We start from the raw sequence: 17597 nt of genomic DNA on the forward strand, positions 1-17597 counted from the left end.
CACCTTTAATCTTTAATTAGGATATATGTATTATTGTATCGCAAAATCAGAAAATCTGCAATATTCTTAAGAAAAGCGAAATAAACACAAGAAATTTCATACTATTTGAAAATAAGGTTGTGTAGAAAGAAATAAAATTGTATAATATAAGGGATTATGTAGATTTAGGAGGTAAATCATGGACGAGCAAAGAAAATCATCAAGTGATTTGAGTAGCATCAAAAGAGAACCACGTGGTGAATATGGACATACAAGAGAAGAACGGTCTACACCAAGACAAGAATATACAAGAGAAGAGTACTCTACACCAAGACAGGAATATAGACGAGAAGAGTACTCTACACCAAGACAAGAGTATAGACGAGAAGAATATTCTGCACCAAGACAAGAGTATGCAGAAGAGATTAGAAGTGTACGTGCTCCAAGAGCAGAGGGACAATATGTGCCAAGACGTTCTGTTGCAAGAGATGTAGCACATGCAAAACCACAACCAGTGCAACATATGGAATATGATGCATATGAAGAGGAAGAATTTGAGCCACAAACTGACAAAAAGGGCCGATTTGGCAAAGGTAAAAAACGCAAACCTTTGAATCCACATTTGAGACGTTTCCGTTTCTTTATCATTTTAGTGGTACTTTCTTTGATTGCTTGCTATGCATCTTTCATTACCATGTCTGAATTTATGCAAGATTCTGGTAAAGAAACTGTTTTGACTGGTATTGAAGTGGAAATTGTCATTCCAGAAGGTGCATCTACCATTGCAATTGCAGAAATTTTGAAAGAAAATCAATTGATTAACGATACTTGGATATTCCGTATCAAGAGTCGTATTGATGGATATGATGGTACATTCAAACAAGGTACATACCATATTGATACTGGTCTTACTTCAGAAGAAATTATGGAAATGTTGCAAAATGGTGTGGTATACGATGGCGATGTGAAATTCACAATTCCAGAAGGATACAATACATTGCAAATTGCAGAAAAATTGGAATCTGAAGGTATTTGTACCACAGAAGAATTCATTGCTGCTGCCAACGAAGATGTATATGATTATGATTTCTTGGAAGGTTTGCCAGATCGTGACTATCGCTTAGAAGGATATCTATTCCCGAACACCTACTACATCACAGATGATGCAACTGCTTATGATGTGGTAACAGTGATGTTGGATGGATTTGATGCAATGTACAACGAAGCATATCGTGAACTTGTGGCACAAGGGGAATATACCTTGGATGAATATGTGACAATGGCATCTATCATTGAAAAAGAAATTGCAGTGGCAGATGAACGTGCAATTGCTTCTGGTGTTATTCGCAATCGTTTGGAATCTGGAATGCCTTTGCAAATGGATGCAACAGTATTGTATGCAATGGGTATCATCAAAGAAGATGTAACCTATACAGATTTGGAAGTGGATTCCCCATACAATACATACAAAGTGACAGGGCTTCCAATTGGACCAATTTCCAATCCAGGTGCAAGCTCCTTTGAAGCGGCATTGTATCCAGAAGACCACAACTATATTTACTATGTAGTGGAAGCAAAAGGTCAAAGCAACCACTTGTACTTCGAAAATTATGACGATTTCTTAGTTGCGAAAAACAATTACCAAAACAGCTAAGAGACTAGGAGATAGATTATGAATTATGTAACAGATGATACCATGAACACCTTTTTACGTACCATTCAACCAATGTACGATGGTGTTTTGGGTGAAATTCAAAAAGAAGCCATTGCAGCAGATGTGCCAATTGTACCCCATGAGGTGGCAAGATTTCTTTCAGTGTTGCTGTCCATGAAAAAACCAAAACGAATTTTGGAAATTGGTACAGCAGTTGCATTTTCTTCCAGTTTGATGTCACAGTATTTGCAAGAAGATGGTTGTATTCATACCATTGATCGCTTTGAAGTGATGCTCAAAGATGCAAGAAAAAATATAGCACGCATGGGTTTGGAAGATACCATAACCATTTTGGAAGGGGATGCAGCAGATATTTTGCCAACCCTTAAAGAACCATATGATGTGATTTTTATGGATGCAGCAAAGGGGCAATATAGCAATTTCTTGCCACATTGCTTGCGTCTGTTGCCAGTTGGTGGATTGCTCATTGTGGATGATGTATTACAAGGTGGAACCATTGCGCAAACAAGGTTCAGTGTGCCAAGACGTCAAAGAACCATTCACAAACGATTGGGAACTTTTCTATGGGATATTTCCCATCACGAAGCATTGGAAACCAGTATCATTCCCATTGGTGATGGTGTGGCTTTGTGTTACAAAATAAAAGAAACAGCAATGGAAGTGGAAGTTGAAGGAGTAGAACAAAATGAAGAAGATCAATAAACCAGAACTCCTTGCACCAGCAGGTGATTTGGAAAAACTGAAAATAGCTGTGCTCTATGGTGCAGATGCTGTGTATATTGGTGGAGAAGAGTTTGGTTTGCGTGCCAAAGCAAAAAACTTTGATATCGATACCATGGCAGAAGGTGTGAAATTTGCACATGAACATGGTGTAAAGGTATATGTAACAGCCAATATTTTCGCACATAACCAAGATTTTGATGGTATGGCTGAATATTTCAAAGATGTGGAACGAATTGGAGTGGATGCTCTCATTATTTCAGACTTGGGTGTGTTCTCAGTTGCTAGAGAAGTGGTACCCAATATGGAAGTGCATGTTTCCACACAAGCAAACAACACCAACTATCGCAGTGCCAATATGTGGTATGAATTGGGTGCTAGACGTGTGGTGGTTGCAAGGGAATTGTCCTTCACAGAAATCAAAGAGGTACGCAATCAAATTCCAGAAGATATGGAAATTGAAGCCTTTGTACATGGTGCAATGTGCATTTCCTATTCTGGTAGATGTTTGCTCAGCAACTATTTGACTGGTCGTGACGCCAACAAAGGTGCCTGTGCACATCCTTGTAGATGGAAATATCATCTTGTGGAAGAAAATAGACCTGGTGAATATATGCAAGTGGAAGAAAATGAACGTGGCACATATATCTACAACTCCAAAGATTTGTGTATGATTGATGCAATTCCTGATATTTTGGAATCAGGCATTGTCAGTTTGAAAATTGAAGGTAGAATCAAAACACCTTTCTATGTGGGCACTGTAGTGAAAGCATATCGTCAAGCAATTGATGATTATTTTGAAGATCCAGCGTTGTATGAAGCCAATATTCCATATTATATGGAGGAAGTTTCCAAAGCAAGTCATAGAGAATATACATCTGCATTCTACTATGGAAAACCAGATGGTGACCAACAAGTCTATACCAATAATAGCTATATCCGTGGATTTGATTTCATTGGTGTGGTGCAAGAACCATCAGATCCAGAAACAGGAATTGCACTTGTGGAACAAAGAAATAAATTCTCTGTTGGAGAAGAAATTGAAGTTATGCCAGCAAATGGAAAAAGTTTTGCAATGGTGGTGGAAGCAATGTGGGATGCAAAAACAGGTGATCCTGTAGAAGTGGCGCCACATCCACAACAAATGCTCAAAGTGAAATTTGACAAACCAGTTGCAAGTTTTGATATGATGCGAAAAGCAACAAATGAAGAAGCGTAAGGGATTGTAGAGGGAATTAGAGAAAAGGATAAGGGTTAAATTATGGAATTGACACAATGTATCAATTATTTGTTGACAACTGCACAACATGCTGTATTTCAGCATTTGAATGCCAAATTGGCAGAACACGATGTAACACCTTCTCAATATGGAGTTTTAAGCTGTTTGTGGCAAAGAGAATTTGCAACACCCAAACAAATTTCAGAAATTTTGTGTTTGGAAACATCTACAATTTCTGGTGTGTTGGATCGTATGCAGAAAAAAGGGTTGATTGACCGTGTCATCAACAAAGAAGATAGACGTGAAGTGCGTGTGGTACCAACCGAAAAAGGAAAAGCTTTGGAAGAGCCTATCACAAAAATCATTGACGATGTAAATGAAGAAGTTTTGAAATGTTTTACAGAAGAAGAAATTCTTGTTTTGAAAAACAACTTGCGTATCATTGCAGACGCTAAGCATTTTGTATAAGAAAGAACAATAGAAGTGAATCATATGTAGCAGGGCAGTAGCCCTGTTGCAACAAGTGCATATCAATTGGAAAGGGAATCTCTCAATTTTTTGAGGGATTTTTTTTCGATTCTGCTGACAAAAGATCTGGAAATACCCAATATATCTGCAATTTCTTGTTGGGTCAACCTGTCATATGTTCCAAGACCATATCGCAAAACAATGACGGTTTGTTCTCGTTTGGTCAGAACCTTTTGGATGGCAAGTAACATCTTTTTGGATTGGATATTGAAGTCCAAAGCATCTGCAAAATCAGGGGTATTGCTGGTGATGATATCCAACATAACAATTTCGTTGCCATCACGGTCTGAACCAATGGGCTCTTGTAAAGATATGTCATTTTGTGATTTTTTTGTATTTCTCAGCCACATAAGCAATTCGTTTTGAATGCACTTGGCTGCATAGGAAACCAAACGCACATTTTTGGAGGAATCGAAACCATCAACAGCTTTCATCAAACCAACAGTTCCAATAGAAATCAGTTCTTCTGTATCTTTTGTGGCTAGATTGAATTTTTTTGTGATGTGTGCCACCAAACGTAGGTTGTGTAGAATCAATTTCTCTTTGGCAGCTTTTTTTTCATCCAGGGTACCATTTTCCAAAAGTTGAATCCAACGTTCTTCTTCTTCTTTTGTCAGCGGTTTTGGAAAGACTCCAGAACCAGAAAATCCAAAACAAAGAAAAGATAGACTTGCAAGAAATAAAAATGGCAAATTTCCACCTCCAAAAGTGCTATTGATTCAGTCTATGGAGTGGAAAAGTTCTTTGTGCGTGTCTTGTGAAAAAAATAGAAATATCAGTGAAAGAAAAGGGATATATTTGGTCGGTATAGATGTTTGAGGTATATTGTAGGGAACAGTCTTGACTGTTCCGCATCTTAGAGACAGAATTGCATTGGATGGCGGAATGGTCAAGACCATTCCCTACATAATCGTTTCTGGAGTTCTTTATCTGCAATTGAAAGAAATTAAAAAACCCCAAACGTTTGGCATAAGACGCTTGGAGTTTTTTGAAGAGGATGTTTCTAAGGGTATTTTATATATGGGAATTGAGCTTATTTGCTCAAATAACCACCATCAACAGGGATTACAGCACCGCTCAAATAGTCAGAACCAGCAGAAGACAAGAAAACAGTAATACCTTTCATATCATCGCCAGTACCCCAACGTTTTGCAGGGATTCTACCAGTGATTTCAGTATTTCTACCTTCATCAGCCAAAAGAGCTGTGTTCATATCGGTTGCCATATATCCAGGAGCAACAGCATTGACATTGATGCCTTTGCTTGCCCATTCATTGGAAAGTGCTTTTGTCAATTGTGCAACAGCACCTTTGGAAGCAGCATATGCAGGAACAGTGAATCCACCAAAGAAACTCAACATAGAAGCGACATTGATGATTTTACCATAACCATTTTTGATCATTTCACGACCTGCCAATTGGCAAAGCATGAATACTGCGTTCAAGTTTACATCAATAACAGCATCCCAGTCTTCCAAAGTAAAATCTTCACAGAAGTTACGTCTTTGGATACCAGCAGCATTTACAAAAATATCAAGATGATCACCCAAAAGAGCCATTGCATCTGCAAAGCCTTTTTTCAAGTCTTCTCTATCACCCAAATTACAAGCAACACCGTGGCAAACATAACCTTGTGCAGTGTATTCAGCAGCAACTTCCAGAGCTTTTGCAGAAGTACCCATAATTACAACTTCGGCACCAGCTTCCAACAAACCTTCTGCCATACCTTTGCCCAAACCTCTTGTAGAACCTGTTACAATTGCTTTTTTACCTGTCAAATCAAATAAATTCATTGTAAATCTCCTCTCATTGTCAAATCAACTGATCCACCTTTAGAATCAAGCCAATTGCTGTTTTTGCATTGATGTTATGTATGGTGAGTGCTTTTTGCAAAGAAACCTCATCCTCATTGATAATTGCTTCATAAATCATTTTGTGTTCCAAAACACCACTCACATCTTTGTTTTTGGATTGTCTTTTAAAAATAAAGTTGGAGTAGAGGAAAGGATTGATATAGTTGAAAATATCCAACAACTTATGATTGCCAGTACATTTCAGATACAATTCATGGAATTTCAAATCCAAATCATAGTTGCGAATATAATCCTCAACAGGAGATTCTGGACATAGGTTTGTGACCAATTCCAAATGTTCTTCAATATTTGCGTACATTTCTTCTTTTAAATTGTTATTGAAGGTAACGGTCATAATGACTTGTTTCATTTGATATAAGTCTAACATCAAACGAGCGTCAAAGATTTCATCCACCTCTTGTGCAGTGACACCATGGACACGCATACCCTGTCTTGGAAAGTTATCAATGATATTTTCGGAAATCAAACGGTTGAGAGCAAATTTGACAGGTGTTTCACTGACACCAAATTGTTTTGCCAACTCTTTGATGTTGATTTTATCCCCAGGTCTTAAATTATGTTGCGTGATTTCTTCTCTGATTTTAAAATAGATGGTATCTGCCAATGTGGTTTTGATTGTTGTTTTCGCCATAATATATCCTTTCTAAAATAAATTTATATTTGTAACCAAAAAAATCTAATATATCACCTTTTTTTACCAAACTCCTTATAATTTATATATTATATATAGTATAACAGTGAAAATCATGTCTGAAAAGTGAAAAAAGAAAGAAAAACAAAATCTTTTATGATTCAAATAAAATTTATTTCGATTTATAATATATATTAAATGTAAAGAAGAAAATTATTTTTGTCAATATAAGGATTGTATAAGAATGATAATAAATTTTTAGTGAAAAATAAGTAAATTTGAAAATATAGGATAAAACTATGTTTTTTGTGGTATTTTTGCACAAAAATGATGGCAAAATCTTGTCAGTATGCATTATTGACTTGTTTGCATTAAAAACATATAATTTAATTAATAAAATATTTATGTGAATGCAAAAGATTTTTTTTAACCTTTAAAAGATTTTAAGAGAGCGGGGATTACATTATGAAAGCATTGGTTTATACAGGCCCTAAAGTAGCAGAAGTTTTGGATATGCCAGCACCACAACCAAAAGAAGGCGCAGTCAAAGTCAAAATGAAATACTGTGGCATCTGTGGTTCTGATATGGGTATATATGTAGGGACTCATCCAAGAGCAAAAGCTCCTTTGATTCTGGGTCATGAATTTGTAGGTACAGTGGAAGAAGATGGTGCCAAATTCAAAAAAGGCGATAGAGTCGTAGCATATCCATTGATTTCTTGTGATCATTGTTTGGCTTGTAGAAGTGGAAATGCACATGTCTGTAACACATTGGGTCTCATCGGTATTGATGTTGATGGTGGTCTTTGTGAATATGCTTATGTAGATGAAGATCTTATGTTCAAAGTGCCTGATGGTGTTTCTGATAAAGCGGCAGCAGTCATTGAACCGTTGGCAGTAATTGTACGTTCCATTCACCAAGCAAAAATGAAAGCATTGGATGTATGTGCAGTCATTGGAGCAGGTCCAATTGGTATGATCACTGGTATGATGCTTGTGAAAATGGGTGCAGCGAAAGTCTTTATCTCTGATGTAGATGATAAAAAATTGGCTAGAGCAGCGGAATTGGGTATGATTCCTGTAAACGTAAAAAATGAAAGTTTGGAATCTGTTGTCAAAGCTGCTACAGATGGTGAAGGTGCAGATATCACTTTTGAATGTGCTGGTGCTGAAATTGCAGCAATGCAAGTAACCGATATCACAAGAGTCAGTGGTATGATTTGCATGACTTCTGTTCACAAATATCCACATGCTGTCAACTTACAAGGTTTGAACTTCAAAGAACAAACTATGGTTGGTACTCGTGTGTACACAAAAGAAGAATTCAGACAATCTGTTGAATATTCTGCACAAATCAATGATGAATTGGAAAAAATCGTATCTCATGTGGTTTCAATGAAAGAAGCTCCTGGCGTATTTGATATGATTGCAGATGCTTCTAATGGAACTTGTAAAGTATTGGTGGATTGCCAAGACTTTTGAGAATAGTCTATAGTAAGGAAGTAATCTATAAATTGTAGGTGTATGATTGTCGAAGATTGCATTTACAGGGAACATGAAATATTGGGAAATAAATGAAAATTTTGGAGGGGATGTAAATGAAAATATTGGTATTGGAATCCAGTACAACCTCTGCAAAAGCAATGGTATACGATACAGAAACCAATGAATTTCAAGTGGAATCTGTACCATATGTATTTGAACATACGGATGTAACCATCCATGATGCACAAAAGGTATTTGAACAAACTGCTGCATTGGGTAAAAAATTGTGTATGGGTTTGCAAATTGATGCGATTTCCCTTGGTGGAACTTGGCATAGTTTGATGCTTTGCAATGAAAATATGGAGCCACAAACACCTGTATACCTTTGGTCTTTTACAGGTGCGGCAGATATTTGCAAAGAATTACGCAAAGATAAAGAATACACAAATTGGTTTTATCAAAAAACAGGTTGTATGGTCAATGCCATCTATCCTGTGTTTAAAATTAAGCTTTTGCAAAAAATGGGTTATGCAGTAGAAAAATATCGCTTTGTTGGTCAAGGAACATATAATACATATCGTTTGACTGGCGAATGGGTGATTTCCGATTGTGTGGCATCAGGCACAGGTCTTATGAATACACATACAAAGCAATTTGATCCAGAAATATTAGAAGCAAACGGTATTTCCATGGAACAATTGCCAAAAATCATTACCTATCGTGATGCAATGCCTTTGCACAAAGAAGGTGCAGAACTTTTGGGTCTTACAGAAGGAATTCCAGTCATTGCAACCAACTCCGATGGTGGTTTGAACCAAATTGGTTCAGGTGCAATTGAAGAAGGAGTTATGACATTCTCAGTTGGTACCAGTGGAGCTTTGCGTATGACAACAGCAGCACCGGTATTGCCAAAAGAACCAAGTACATGGTGTTATGTTTCACCAAAAGCTTGGCTCAGTGGAGCAGCAACAAGTGGATGTTGCAACTGTATCGATTGGTTTAGAAAAAATTATTTTGAAAACAAGGTTTCCTATGCAGAAATGGAAGCAGGTTGCAAAAATATTGAGGATGTTCCAGTGTTCTTACCATTCTTATTTGGCGAAAGATGTCCAGGTTGGGATGATGATCGTAATGGTGGATTTGTTGGTGTGAAACCACATCATACAATATACGATTCCTATCGTGCAATCCAAGAAGGGATTTTGTTCAATTTGTTCCAATGCTATGAAGAATTGGTTGCACTCAATGGAGAGCCTAAGAAAGTAATGCTTTCTGGTGGAATCATGAGTTCCAAAATTTGGACACAAATGTGTGCAGATATTTTCCAAAAAGAATTGACAGTGGATGAAGTGGAACATAGTTCGCTGATTGGTGGTGTGGCTTTGGGAATGGAGCTTTTGGGTATTCTCCCAGATGCGAAGGACTTCAAGAGCAATTCCACTGAAGTGGTAACACCAAATCCAGAAATGAAAGAGTTTTATCAAAAGAAATACCAAGAATATTTGAAATGGTATCGCATTACAAAGGTTTAATGGTATAATAAACAGATAGTAACGGAGAAATCCGACTATACATAAATGACAACATTTAAGAATCTAGGAGGGAAAAATTATGTTGAAATGGAAAAGAAATTTAGCAATGGCAATGGCATCTGTTATGACAGTTGCAGTGGTAGCAGGTTGTGGAAGCAGCAGTTCTTCCGAAACAGCAGCTCCAGCTGAAAGCGCAGATTCTAGTGCAGCAGTAACAGAAGAAGCAGCTTCTGGTGAAGTTGTAGATATTATCTTCTCTAACGTAACATCTGTATCTGGTAAAGATGCTGGTGTAGTGTTCAAACAAATCGCTGAAGAACAATCTGGCGGCACATTGAACATCGAATTGTTCGATGACAATATGTTGGGCGATGACCGTGTAGTTATCGAAACAACAGTAATGGGTAACATCGATATCGGTGTTTCCTCCACATCTCCTTTGGCTACAATGTATGCTGATTTCTACTTGTTTGATGCTCCATTCTTGTTCATGAATTCCGAAGATGCTTATGCAAAATTGGATGGCGAAGTTGGTCAAAAAATCTTGTCCGATATGGAAAGCATTGGCTTGAAAGGTTTGGCATTCTGGGAAAATGGTTTCCGTAACTTTACAAATGATAAAGTTGCAGCTAAAGTTCCTGCTGACGTTGCTGGCATGAAAGTTCGTGTAATGGAAAATGAAGTACATATGTCTGCTTGGTCTGCATTTGGCGTTAACCCAACTCCAATGGCATTTACAGAAGTATTTACAGCTTTGCAACAAGGTACAATTGACGCTCAAGAAAATCCTTTGGGTATCATCGATGCAAACAAATTCTACGAAGTGCAAGATTACGTTTCCTTGACACAACACGTTTACACACCATACATCGTTTGTATGAACTTGGATAAATTCAACTCTTTGACAGCAGAACAACAAGATGCTATCATGGCTGCTTCCGCTGAATCCACAACATATCAAAGAGAACGCTCTCAAGAATTGGAAGCAGAAATCTTGGAAGGTTTCGCAGCTTCTGGTACTACAGTTGTTGAATTGACAACAGATGAAAAAGCACAATGGCAACAAGCTGCTAACGATGCTGCAGTATTCGATTTGGTAAAAGCTTCCATGGAACATCCAGAATACTTGGACGAAATGTTGGCTCAATAATGCAAATCAATTTTCAATTGAACATGCAATAAAAAGTGATTGAACACAAGGGCTTTGGTGAGGTTGCGACTGAGCCAAAGTCCTTATTGTTTCTATTGGAATGAATTTTATGAGAAATGGGTGAAAAAATGAAGTTTTTGAAACTTTTGGATGAAAAATTTGAAATCACAATATGTTCTTTATTGATGATGACAATGACAATCCTTATCTTTGTACAAGTAATTATGCGTTATGTGTTCCACAGCTCTTTGAGTTGGTCTGAAGAGTTGGCAAGATATGTATTTATTTGGATGATTTATATTGGTATTAGCTACGGCGCTCGAATTATGAAACATATCAAAATCGAAGCATCTTTGGGTCTATTCCCCAAAAAAGTGCGTCCTTTTGTTGTTATATTAGGTGATATATTATTCTTTGTTTTCTCTGTTATTATTGTTTATTTGGCATATGACGTTGTATTGCAACAGGTGAAATTGGGTCAAACATCTCCTGCACTTCGTATTCCTATGTGGTTTATGTATTCTGCACCAATGGTTGGCTTTGCCCTTACAGCAATTCGTCAATTGCAAGTTATTGTAATTCGTATCAAAGCACTTGGTAAAGTAGAAGGAGGCGAAATCTAATGGTAATGTTGGCATTATTCGGGGGTCTTGCATTGTTCTTGATCTTGAATGTACCAGTTGGTATTGGTATTGGTTTTGCATCTTTGTTGAGTATTCAATTTACAAGAGGTTTGTCTCCATCCTACATTCCCCAAGCGTTGTTCACAGGTTGTGATTCCTTCCCAATCATGGCAATTCCATTGTTCATTCTTGCAGGGGAGCTTATGGGTGCTGGTGGTGTATCCAAACGTATCTTGAATGTTTGTAACGTATTCTTCGGTAGAGTAACTGGTGGTTTGGCTATCGTTACTGTAATCGTTTGTATGTTCTTTGCTGCGGTTTCTGGCTCTGGTCCTGCAACTGTTGCTGCTGTAGGTTCTATGGTTGTTCCTACAATGTTGGAAAAAGGTTATAGCAAAAAATTCACATTGGCTTTGGTGGCATGTGCTGGTTCCATCGGTGTTATCATCCCTCCAAGTATTCCAATGGTTATCTATGGTGTGTCCACAAGTACATCTATCTCTAGTTTGTTCTTGGCAGGTTTCTTCCCTGGTTTCTTGATTGGTGGAGCTTTGATGACATTCTGTTACTTCTACTGCAAAAAACAAGGCTGGAAAGGTGACGAAACTGTTTACACAACAAAAGACAAATTGGCTGCTGTTTGGGATGCAAAATGGGCTTTGATTAACCCAGTTATCATCTTGGGTGGTATCTATGCGGGTATCTTCACACCAACTGAAGCTGCTGGTGTTGCTGCTGTTTATGCTTTCGTTTGTGGTGTATTCATCCATAGAGAATTGGATTTCAAAGGTTTGTTTGCAACAGTAGGCAATGCTTGTTCCACAACTGCAACCACAATGATCATCTTGGGTTGTGCTACAGCATTTACAAAAATCCTTACAATCGAACAAATCCCTAACATGATTACAAATGCAATCATCAATGCAACAGATAACAAATACTTGATCTTGTTGTTGATCAACATTTTGTTGCTCTTTGTTGGTTGTTTCATGGATACAACACCTGCTATCATGGTATTGGCTCCAATCCTTTTGCCTGTTGCAACATCCATCGGTATGAATCCTGTTCATTTCGGTTTGCTTATGGTTGTCAACTTGGCTATCGGTTTCATCACACCACCTTTGGGTATCAACTTGTTCGTTGCAGCAAGGGTAGGAGAAGAGCCACTAGAAACGGTGACGAAGGGTATCATACCATTCATTGCAGTAATGATTGTTTGTTTGATGCTCATCACATATATTTCTCCAATTACTTTGTTCTTACCAACTTTCTTCTCATAAGAAATAGAAACCATACATCTATAGGTTTCATATAAAAACGAGAAAAGTTGTTATAAATTCAATCCATTTCAGCACGTTATGCATGGCTCTTGTCAAATCTCGTTTCAAATAGAGTTTTGCAAATTCATGTGTGACGTGCTTTTGGTGTTCAATGTACAATAGATAAAACTATAGGAGGCATAATCATGTCAAAGGTATTGCAAAAATTAATTGACGGTAAAGTAGTGGCAATTGTACGTGGCATTTCTTCCAAAGATATTATTCCAACGGTACAAGCCTTGAAAGATGGCGGTATCACTTGTGTGGAAGTCACTTTCAGCATGAGTAGCGAAGAAAAATCCTTGGATACTTTGAAATCCATTTCTATGATTGCAGAAACATTTGGGGATGAAATCGCTGTTGGTGCTGGCACTGTATTGACACCAGAAAATGTACGTCGAGCAAAAGAAGCTGGTGCAACTTATATCATTTCCCCAAATGTGGATGCAGATGTCATCAAAGAAACAAAAGCATTGGGTATGATTTCCATTCCAGGAGCAGTGACACCATCAGAAGCGTTGGATGCATATAAAGCTGGTGCAGATATTGTCAAATTATTCCCTGCTGCATCTTTGGGCTTGGGCTATGTAAAAGCAGTTATGGGACCTTTGGATGGTATTCCCATTACAGCTGTAGGTGGCATTGATGCTTCCAACTATCAATCCTTTATTGATGCTGGTTGTGTTGGCGTTGGTGTTGGTGGCAACTTGGTGAACAAAAAATTAATTGAAGCAGGCGATTTCGAAGCCATCAAACAATTGGCTTTGGAATATGGCTTGGTATAATTTGGAGGTAAACAAATGAAAAAAGTATTGATTACATCCAGATCTTTTGGCAAAACAAGTCCAAAACCATTTGCAATCTTGGAAGAAGCTGGCATCGAATACACTTTGATGGGTACCGATTTCGATGAAGAAGCTTTTAAAAAAGCAATCCCAGAATACGATGCATTGGTCATTGGTGCACATAAATTCTATCCAGAAGATATGGCAAAATGCCCCAATTTGAAACTCATTGCAAAACATGGAGCAGGTCTTGACAATATCTTCCTAGAAGAAGCAAAAGAATTGGGTATCTGTGTCACAAATGTACCTGCAATGAACGCAAATGCAGTTGCCGACTTGGCATTTGCCCATATGCTCAATATTTCCAGAGGAGTTTCTTTCACCAACAATCAAGTGCATACTGGTGCTTGGAAATCCTTTATTGGAAAAGATGTATACCAAAAAACATTGGGTCTGGTTGGCTTTGGTGCCATTGCAAAAAATGTAGCAAGACGAGCAAAAGGCTTTTCTATGAAGGTTTTGGCATATGACCCGTTTGTAACAGAAGTGCCAGAAGAATTTGCAGAATATGTAACCCTTGCAGACTTGGATACCGTGACAAAACAAAGTGATATCGTTTCCATTCATGTCCCTTTGTTGGATAGTACAAAAAATTTGTTTGACGAAGCAAGAATTATGATGATGCAACCAGAAAGCTACTTGATTAACACAAGTCGTGGTGGTATTATCAATGAAGAAGACCTGTACAAATGTATGTCAGCAGGTCACTTGGGTGGTTGTGCAATTGACGTTGTGGAAGTGGAGCCTATGCAACAAGACAATCCATTGTTGACATTGGACAATTTTGTGGTAACACCCCATATCGGTATGTATTCTTTGGAAGCAATTAGTGCAGTCAGCATTGTGTGTGCTGAAAATGTGGCAAAGGTACTTGCTGGTGAAGAACCAAATTATAAAATCGTATAACCGATATAAAAAAGGAGATAAAATTATGAATATCAACGAAGCAGTAGCAAAACTTAAAGTAGTACCAGTAGTGAAAATCGACAATGTAGAAGATGCAAAACCATTGGCAGAAGCACTCATCGCTGGTGGCTTGCCAATTGCAGAAGTAACATTTAGAACAGCAGCAGCTTATGAAGCAATCAAAGCTATGGCAGAAATCCCAGAAATGATTGTTGGTGCTGGTACAGTTATCAATGTAGAACAAGCAAAAATGGCAATTGAAGCAGGTGCAAAATTCATTGTTTCCCCTGGTTTCAGTGCAAAAGTAGTTGCATATGCACAAGAAAACAACATTCCTATCTTCCCAGGCGTGTGTACACCTTCTGAAGTAATGGCTTGTTTGGAATTTGGTTTGGAAGTTGTGAAATTCTTCCCAGCAGAAAACTATGGTGGTTTGAGCACAGTCAATGCATTGGGTGGTCCATTCCCTCAATTGAAATTCATGCCTACAGGTGGTATTGGTCCAAAAAATATCAAAGAATATCTTGCTAATTCCAAAATCATCGCTTGTGGCGGTAGCTGGATGGTAAAAGATACAATGATCCAAGCAAAACAATTTGATGAAATCACAAAATTGACAGCTGAAGCTATGGCTTTGGTGAATGAATAAGAATAAAATTTAAAATGGTAGGGGCGGACCTGTGTGTTCGCCCATTGTTTTAGTTAGCTATTACAAAAGAGAGGGATGCTTATGAAACAATATGATATCGCAATCTATGGTCTTGGTGTAATGGGCGCAAGTCTTGGTAAAAACTTTATTTCCAAAGGATTTGCAACCGCATTGTATGGAAAATCAGAAGCAGAACGTGAACGTTTCCAAGCCGAAGGAGAGTTCGCAGTTTTCCAAACAGAAGAAGACATGGTGCGTAGTTTGAAAAGCCCTAGAACAATATTTATGATGGTTACAGCTGGTTCTGTAACAGACGAAGTGATGGAACGCTTGATTCCTTTGTTGGATGCAGGGGATATTCTCATCGATGGTGGGAATTCCCATTTCAAAGATACCCAAAGACGTTGTGAACGTATGGCAAAAGAAGGTATGTTATTCCTTGGTGTTGGCGTTTCTGGTGGCGAATTGGGTGCTTTATTGGGTCCTAGTATGATGGCTGGTGGCGACAAATTGGCATGGAACGCTTGTGGTAATATCTTAGAAAAAATTGCTGCAAAAACAGAAGATGGCTATTGTTGCGACTACCTTGGCAAAGAAGGTGCTGGTCATTATGTGAAAATGGTGCACAATGGCATTGAATACGCTATGATTCAAGTCATTGCAGACATGTATTCCATTATGAAAGATGGACTTTCTTTGTCCCAAGAAGAAATCACAAGATTATTTGTAGAATGGCAAAACACAGAAGTGGGTTGCTATTTGGTGGAAATTGCAGGTGCAATCTTAGGTAAAAAGGATGCAGATGGCTTGCCTTTGTTGGATAAAATCTTGGATGTTGCAAAACAAAAGGGTACTGGTAGTTGGACTTTGGAAGAAGGCATTGCAAGAGGTGTCTACATTCCAACTATCACAGAATCTGTATTTGCAAGATATTTTTCAGCAGAAAAAGAAATGCGTAAAACAGGTAGCCAAATTTTGCAAGCCAAAACAGAAACCATTTCCTTGGAGAATCATGGAGAAAAATTGCGTAATGCGTTGTATCTTTCCATGGTTGCTTGCTATGCACAAGGAATTGATTTGATTGCAAAAGCATCAGAAGTCTACAATTGGGAAATCAATTTACCATTAGCAGTGTCTTTATGGAAAGAAGGTTGCATCATTCGTAGCAAAATGTTGCCTGATATCCAAAAAGCATTGGAGAAAAGCAGCAAAAACATTATGTTGTCAGAAGAATTTGCAGTGGTATCCAAATATGAAGCAGATTTACGTGAAATTGCAGTGATTGCAATAAAAGCAGGCATTGCAGTACCAACATATTTGTCTGTACTTTCCTATTATGATAATTGTAGAACAGAAAAAATGAATGTAAATATGGTGCAGGCGCTACGTGATTGTTTTGGTGCTCACACATATGAAAGAATAGATATGGAAGGTAACTTCCACACAGATTGGATTGGAGGAAATGAAAATGAAAATGAGTAATAAAATTTTGGTAACAGCAAGATCCTTTGGCAGTGCAGATGACAAAGCACAAAAATTGTTGGAAGCAAATGGATTTGTAGTGAAAAAATTGGTGGCAGCAGATGGACCAATCTTGGAACAACTCGAAACAGAAATTGTAGATGCATATGGTATCATTGCTGGTTTGGAAGTATATTCTCCAGAACTGATTGCAAAGGGAAAAGAACTCAAAATCATTTCTCGTTATGGTGTTGGATATGATAAAGTGGATTTGGCAGCAGCCAGTGCACAAGGCATTACAGTGACCATTACACCAGGTGCAAATGGCGATTCTGTTGCAGATATGGCAATGGCATTGATGCTTTCAGCAGCTAGAAACGTAGGTTTCATGGATAAATGCATCAAAGATGGCAACCAACAACGTCCTACAGGTGTAGAAATGTTTGAAAAAACTTTGGGTGTTATTGGCGCTGGTAGAATTGGCAAAGGTGTTGCAAGACGTGGTAGAGGTTTCTCTATGAACATCCTTTGCTATGATGTATTCCAAGACGAAGCATTTATTGCAGAAACTGGTGCAAAATATGTGGATTTGGAAACTCTTATCAAAGAATCCGATTTCATCACAATTCATTCTCCTTTGAATGCAGAAACAGAAAATATGTTCAACAAAGAAACCTTTGCAACCATGAAAAGCAAAGCGGTTATTGTCAACACAGCTCGTGGTGGTATCATCAACGAAGACGATTTGTATGATGCACTCAAAGATGGCGTTATTGGTGCAGCTGGCTTGGATGCAACTGTGGAAGAACCTCCATATGGTAGCAAATTGTTGGAACTTCCAAATTGTACAGTAACACCTCATGCTGGTGCAGCAACCTATGAAGCAAGCAGCAAAATGGGTCTTATGGCAGCACAAAACATTTTGGATGTGCACAAAGAAGGTTCTTGTAAATTTGCAGTAAACTAATTGATTTTATAGATTGTAATTTCTTACTTTAAACG

At 38.0% G+C, this 17597-nt stretch carries 17 protein-coding genes; 14 read left to right on the forward strand and 3 right to left on the reverse strand.

Features of this window, described 5'->3' with window-relative positions; genetic code table 11:
* Window positions 1-178: 178 nt before the first annotated feature.
* The 4 genes from mltG to MJY40_RS06160 are packed head-to-tail and all read left to right on the forward strand — an operon-like array spanning window position 179 to window position 4061.
* Entirely contained in the window at window positions 179-1633 is a 1455-nt protein-coding gene (gene mltG, locus MJY40_RS06145) for an endolytic transglycosylase MltG (protein WP_317856112.1), read from the forward strand.
* Window positions 1634-1651: 18 nt separating this feature from the next.
* Complete coding sequence (locus tag MJY40_RS06150) at window positions 1652-2356, forward strand: O-methyltransferase (RefSeq protein WP_317856113.1); 705 nt, start codon at window positions 1652-1654, stop codon at window positions 2354-2356.
* The gene (locus tag MJY40_RS06155) at window positions 2340-3593 is read left to right on the forward strand and encodes a peptidase U32 family protein (RefSeq protein WP_317856114.1); all 1254 of its coding nucleotides are present in this window, start codon (window positions 2340-2342) and stop codon (window positions 3591-3593) included. Before MJY40_RS06150 ends, MJY40_RS06155 begins: the two co-directional genes overlap by 17 nt.
* A 42-nt stretch (window positions 3594-3635) precedes the next feature.
* On the forward strand, window positions 3636-4061 hold the full coding sequence (locus tag MJY40_RS06160) for a MarR family winged helix-turn-helix transcriptional regulator (protein ID WP_317856115.1): 426 nt from the start codon (window positions 3636-3638) through the stop codon (window positions 4059-4061).
* Between the two features lie 62 nt (window positions 4062-4123).
* Here MJY40_RS06160 and sigK read toward each other — a convergent pair whose 3' ends face one another.
* The 3 genes from sigK to MJY40_RS06175 all read right to left on the reverse strand — a co-directional run bounded on the left by sigK (window position 4124) and on the right by MJY40_RS06175 (window position 6625).
* On the reverse strand, window positions 4124-4813 hold the full coding sequence (gene sigK, locus MJY40_RS06165; protein ID WP_317856116.1) for an RNA polymerase sporulation sigma factor SigK: 690 nt from the start codon (window positions 4811-4813) through the stop codon (window positions 4124-4126).
* Between the two features lie 341 nt (window positions 4814-5154).
* The gene (locus MJY40_RS06170; protein WP_317856117.1) at window positions 5155-5913 is read right to left on the reverse strand and encodes an SDR family NAD(P)-dependent oxidoreductase; all 759 of its coding nucleotides are present in this window, start codon (window positions 5911-5913) and stop codon (window positions 5155-5157) included.
* A 19-nt stretch (window positions 5914-5932) separates the two neighbouring features.
* Window positions 5933-6625: a GntR family transcriptional regulator gene (locus tag MJY40_RS06175; protein WP_317856118.1), complete on the reverse strand. Its 693-nt coding sequence runs from the start codon at window positions 6623-6625 to the stop codon at window positions 5933-5935.
* Between the two features lie 465 nt (window positions 6626-7090).
* On the opposite strand from MJY40_RS06175, the gene MJY40_RS06180 reads away from it, so the two are divergent.
* The 10 genes from MJY40_RS06180 to MJY40_RS06225 all read left to right on the forward strand — a co-directional run bounded on the left by MJY40_RS06180 (window position 7091) and on the right by MJY40_RS06225 (window position 17562).
* Window positions 7091-8107, forward strand: a complete 1017-nt coding sequence (locus MJY40_RS06180) for a zinc-dependent alcohol dehydrogenase (RefSeq protein ID WP_317856119.1) — start codon at window positions 7091-7093, stop codon at window positions 8105-8107.
* 116 nt (window positions 8108-8223) lie between these two features.
* The gene (locus MJY40_RS06185) at window positions 8224-9642 is read left to right on the forward strand and encodes a gluconokinase (RefSeq protein ID WP_317856120.1); all 1419 of its coding nucleotides are present in this window, start codon (window positions 8224-8226) and stop codon (window positions 9640-9642) included.
* A gap of 79 nt (window positions 9643-9721) precedes the next feature.
* Complete coding sequence (locus MJY40_RS06190; RefSeq protein WP_317856121.1) at window positions 9722-10792, forward strand: DctP family TRAP transporter solute-binding subunit; 1071 nt, start codon at window positions 9722-9724, stop codon at window positions 10790-10792.
* Between the two features lie 128 nt (window positions 10793-10920).
* Window positions 10921-11415, forward strand: a complete 495-nt coding sequence (locus MJY40_RS06195) for a TRAP transporter small permease (protein WP_317856122.1) — start codon at window positions 10921-10923, stop codon at window positions 11413-11415.
* On the forward strand, window positions 11415-12695 hold the full coding sequence (locus MJY40_RS06200; protein WP_317856123.1) for a TRAP transporter large permease: 1281 nt from the start codon (window positions 11415-11417) through the stop codon (window positions 12693-12695). The genes MJY40_RS06195 and MJY40_RS06200 overlap by 1 nt, the downstream gene beginning before the upstream one ends.
* 185 nt (window positions 12696-12880) lie before the next feature.
* Window positions 12881-13519 (forward strand): bifunctional 4-hydroxy-2-oxoglutarate aldolase/2-dehydro-3-deoxy-phosphogluconate aldolase, encoded by a 639-nt coding sequence (locus tag MJY40_RS06205; RefSeq protein WP_317856124.1) that lies wholly within the window; start codon window positions 12881-12883, stop codon window positions 13517-13519.
* Between the two features lie 15 nt (window positions 13520-13534).
* The gene (locus MJY40_RS06210) at window positions 13535-14485 is read left to right on the forward strand and encodes a phosphoglycerate dehydrogenase (RefSeq protein WP_317856125.1); all 951 of its coding nucleotides are present in this window, start codon (window positions 13535-13537) and stop codon (window positions 14483-14485) included.
* A 25-nt stretch (window positions 14486-14510) separates the two neighbouring features.
* Window positions 14511-15134, forward strand: coding sequence for a bifunctional 4-hydroxy-2-oxoglutarate aldolase/2-dehydro-3-deoxy-phosphogluconate aldolase (locus MJY40_RS06215; protein ID WP_317856126.1), 624 nt, complete (start codon window positions 14511-14513; stop codon window positions 15132-15134).
* Window positions 15135-15215: 81 nt separating this feature from the next.
* On the forward strand, window positions 15216-16616 hold the full coding sequence (gene gndA / locus MJY40_RS06220; RefSeq protein ID WP_317856127.1) for an NADP-dependent phosphogluconate dehydrogenase: 1401 nt from the start codon (window positions 15216-15218) through the stop codon (window positions 16614-16616).
* Entirely contained in the window at window positions 16603-17562 is a 960-nt protein-coding gene (locus MJY40_RS06225; RefSeq protein ID WP_317856128.1) for a phosphoglycerate dehydrogenase, read from the forward strand. The genes gndA and MJY40_RS06225 overlap by 14 nt, the downstream gene beginning before the upstream one ends.
* Window positions 17563-17597: the final 35 nt, after the last annotated feature.

The sequence above is a fragment of the Chakrabartyella piscis genome, from assembly GCA_030067835.1.
Classification (GTDB): domain Bacteria; phylum Bacillota; class Clostridia; order Lachnospirales; family Anaerotignaceae; genus Chakrabartyella; species Chakrabartyella piscis.

Bases quoted from the DNA above. Each gene is read 5' to 3' on its own strand.
- mltG (WP_317856112.1), top strand. From the start codon at position 179: ATGGACGAGCAAAGAAAATCATCAAGTGATTTGAGTAGCATCAAAAGA.
- MJY40_RS06150 (WP_317856113.1), top strand. From the start codon at position 1,652: ATGAATTATGTAACAGATGATACCATGAACACCTTTTTACGTACCATT.
- MJY40_RS06155 (WP_317856114.1), top strand. From the start codon at position 2,340: ATGAAGAAGATCAATAAACCAGAACTCCTTGCACCAGCAGGTGATTTG.
- MJY40_RS06160 (WP_317856115.1), top strand. From the start codon at position 3,636: ATGGAATTGACACAATGTATCAATTATTTGTTGACAACTGCACAACAT.
- MJY40_RS06170 (WP_317856117.1), bottom strand. From the start codon at position 5,913: ATGAATTTATTTGATTTGACAGGTAAAAAAGCAATTGTAACAGGTTCT.
- MJY40_RS06175 (WP_317856118.1), bottom strand. From the start codon at position 6,625: ATGGCGAAAACAACAATCAAAACCACATTGGCAGATACCATCTATTTT.
- MJY40_RS06180 (WP_317856119.1), top strand. From the start codon at position 7,091: ATGAAAGCATTGGTTTATACAGGCCCTAAAGTAGCAGAAGTTTTGGAT.
- MJY40_RS06185 (WP_317856120.1), top strand. From the start codon at position 8,224: ATGAAAATATTGGTATTGGAATCCAGTACAACCTCTGCAAAAGCAATG.
- MJY40_RS06190 (WP_317856121.1), top strand. From the start codon at position 9,722: ATGTTGAAATGGAAAAGAAATTTAGCAATGGCAATGGCATCTGTTATG.
- MJY40_RS06195 (WP_317856122.1), top strand. From the start codon at position 10,921: ATGAAGTTTTTGAAACTTTTGGATGAAAAATTTGAAATCACAATATGT.
- MJY40_RS06200 (WP_317856123.1), top strand. From the start codon at position 11,415: ATGGTAATGTTGGCATTATTCGGGGGTCTTGCATTGTTCTTGATCTTG.
- MJY40_RS06205 (WP_317856124.1), top strand. From the start codon at position 12,881: ATGTCAAAGGTATTGCAAAAATTAATTGACGGTAAAGTAGTGGCAATT.
- MJY40_RS06210 (WP_317856125.1), top strand. From the start codon at position 13,535: ATGAAAAAAGTATTGATTACATCCAGATCTTTTGGCAAAACAAGTCCA.
- MJY40_RS06215 (WP_317856126.1), top strand. From the start codon at position 14,511: ATGAATATCAACGAAGCAGTAGCAAAACTTAAAGTAGTACCAGTAGTG.
- gndA (WP_317856127.1), top strand. From the start codon at position 15,216: ATGAAACAATATGATATCGCAATCTATGGTCTTGGTGTAATGGGCGCA.
- MJY40_RS06225 (WP_317856128.1), top strand. From the start codon at position 16,603: ATGAAAATGAGTAATAAAATTTTGGTAACAGCAAGATCCTTTGGCAGT.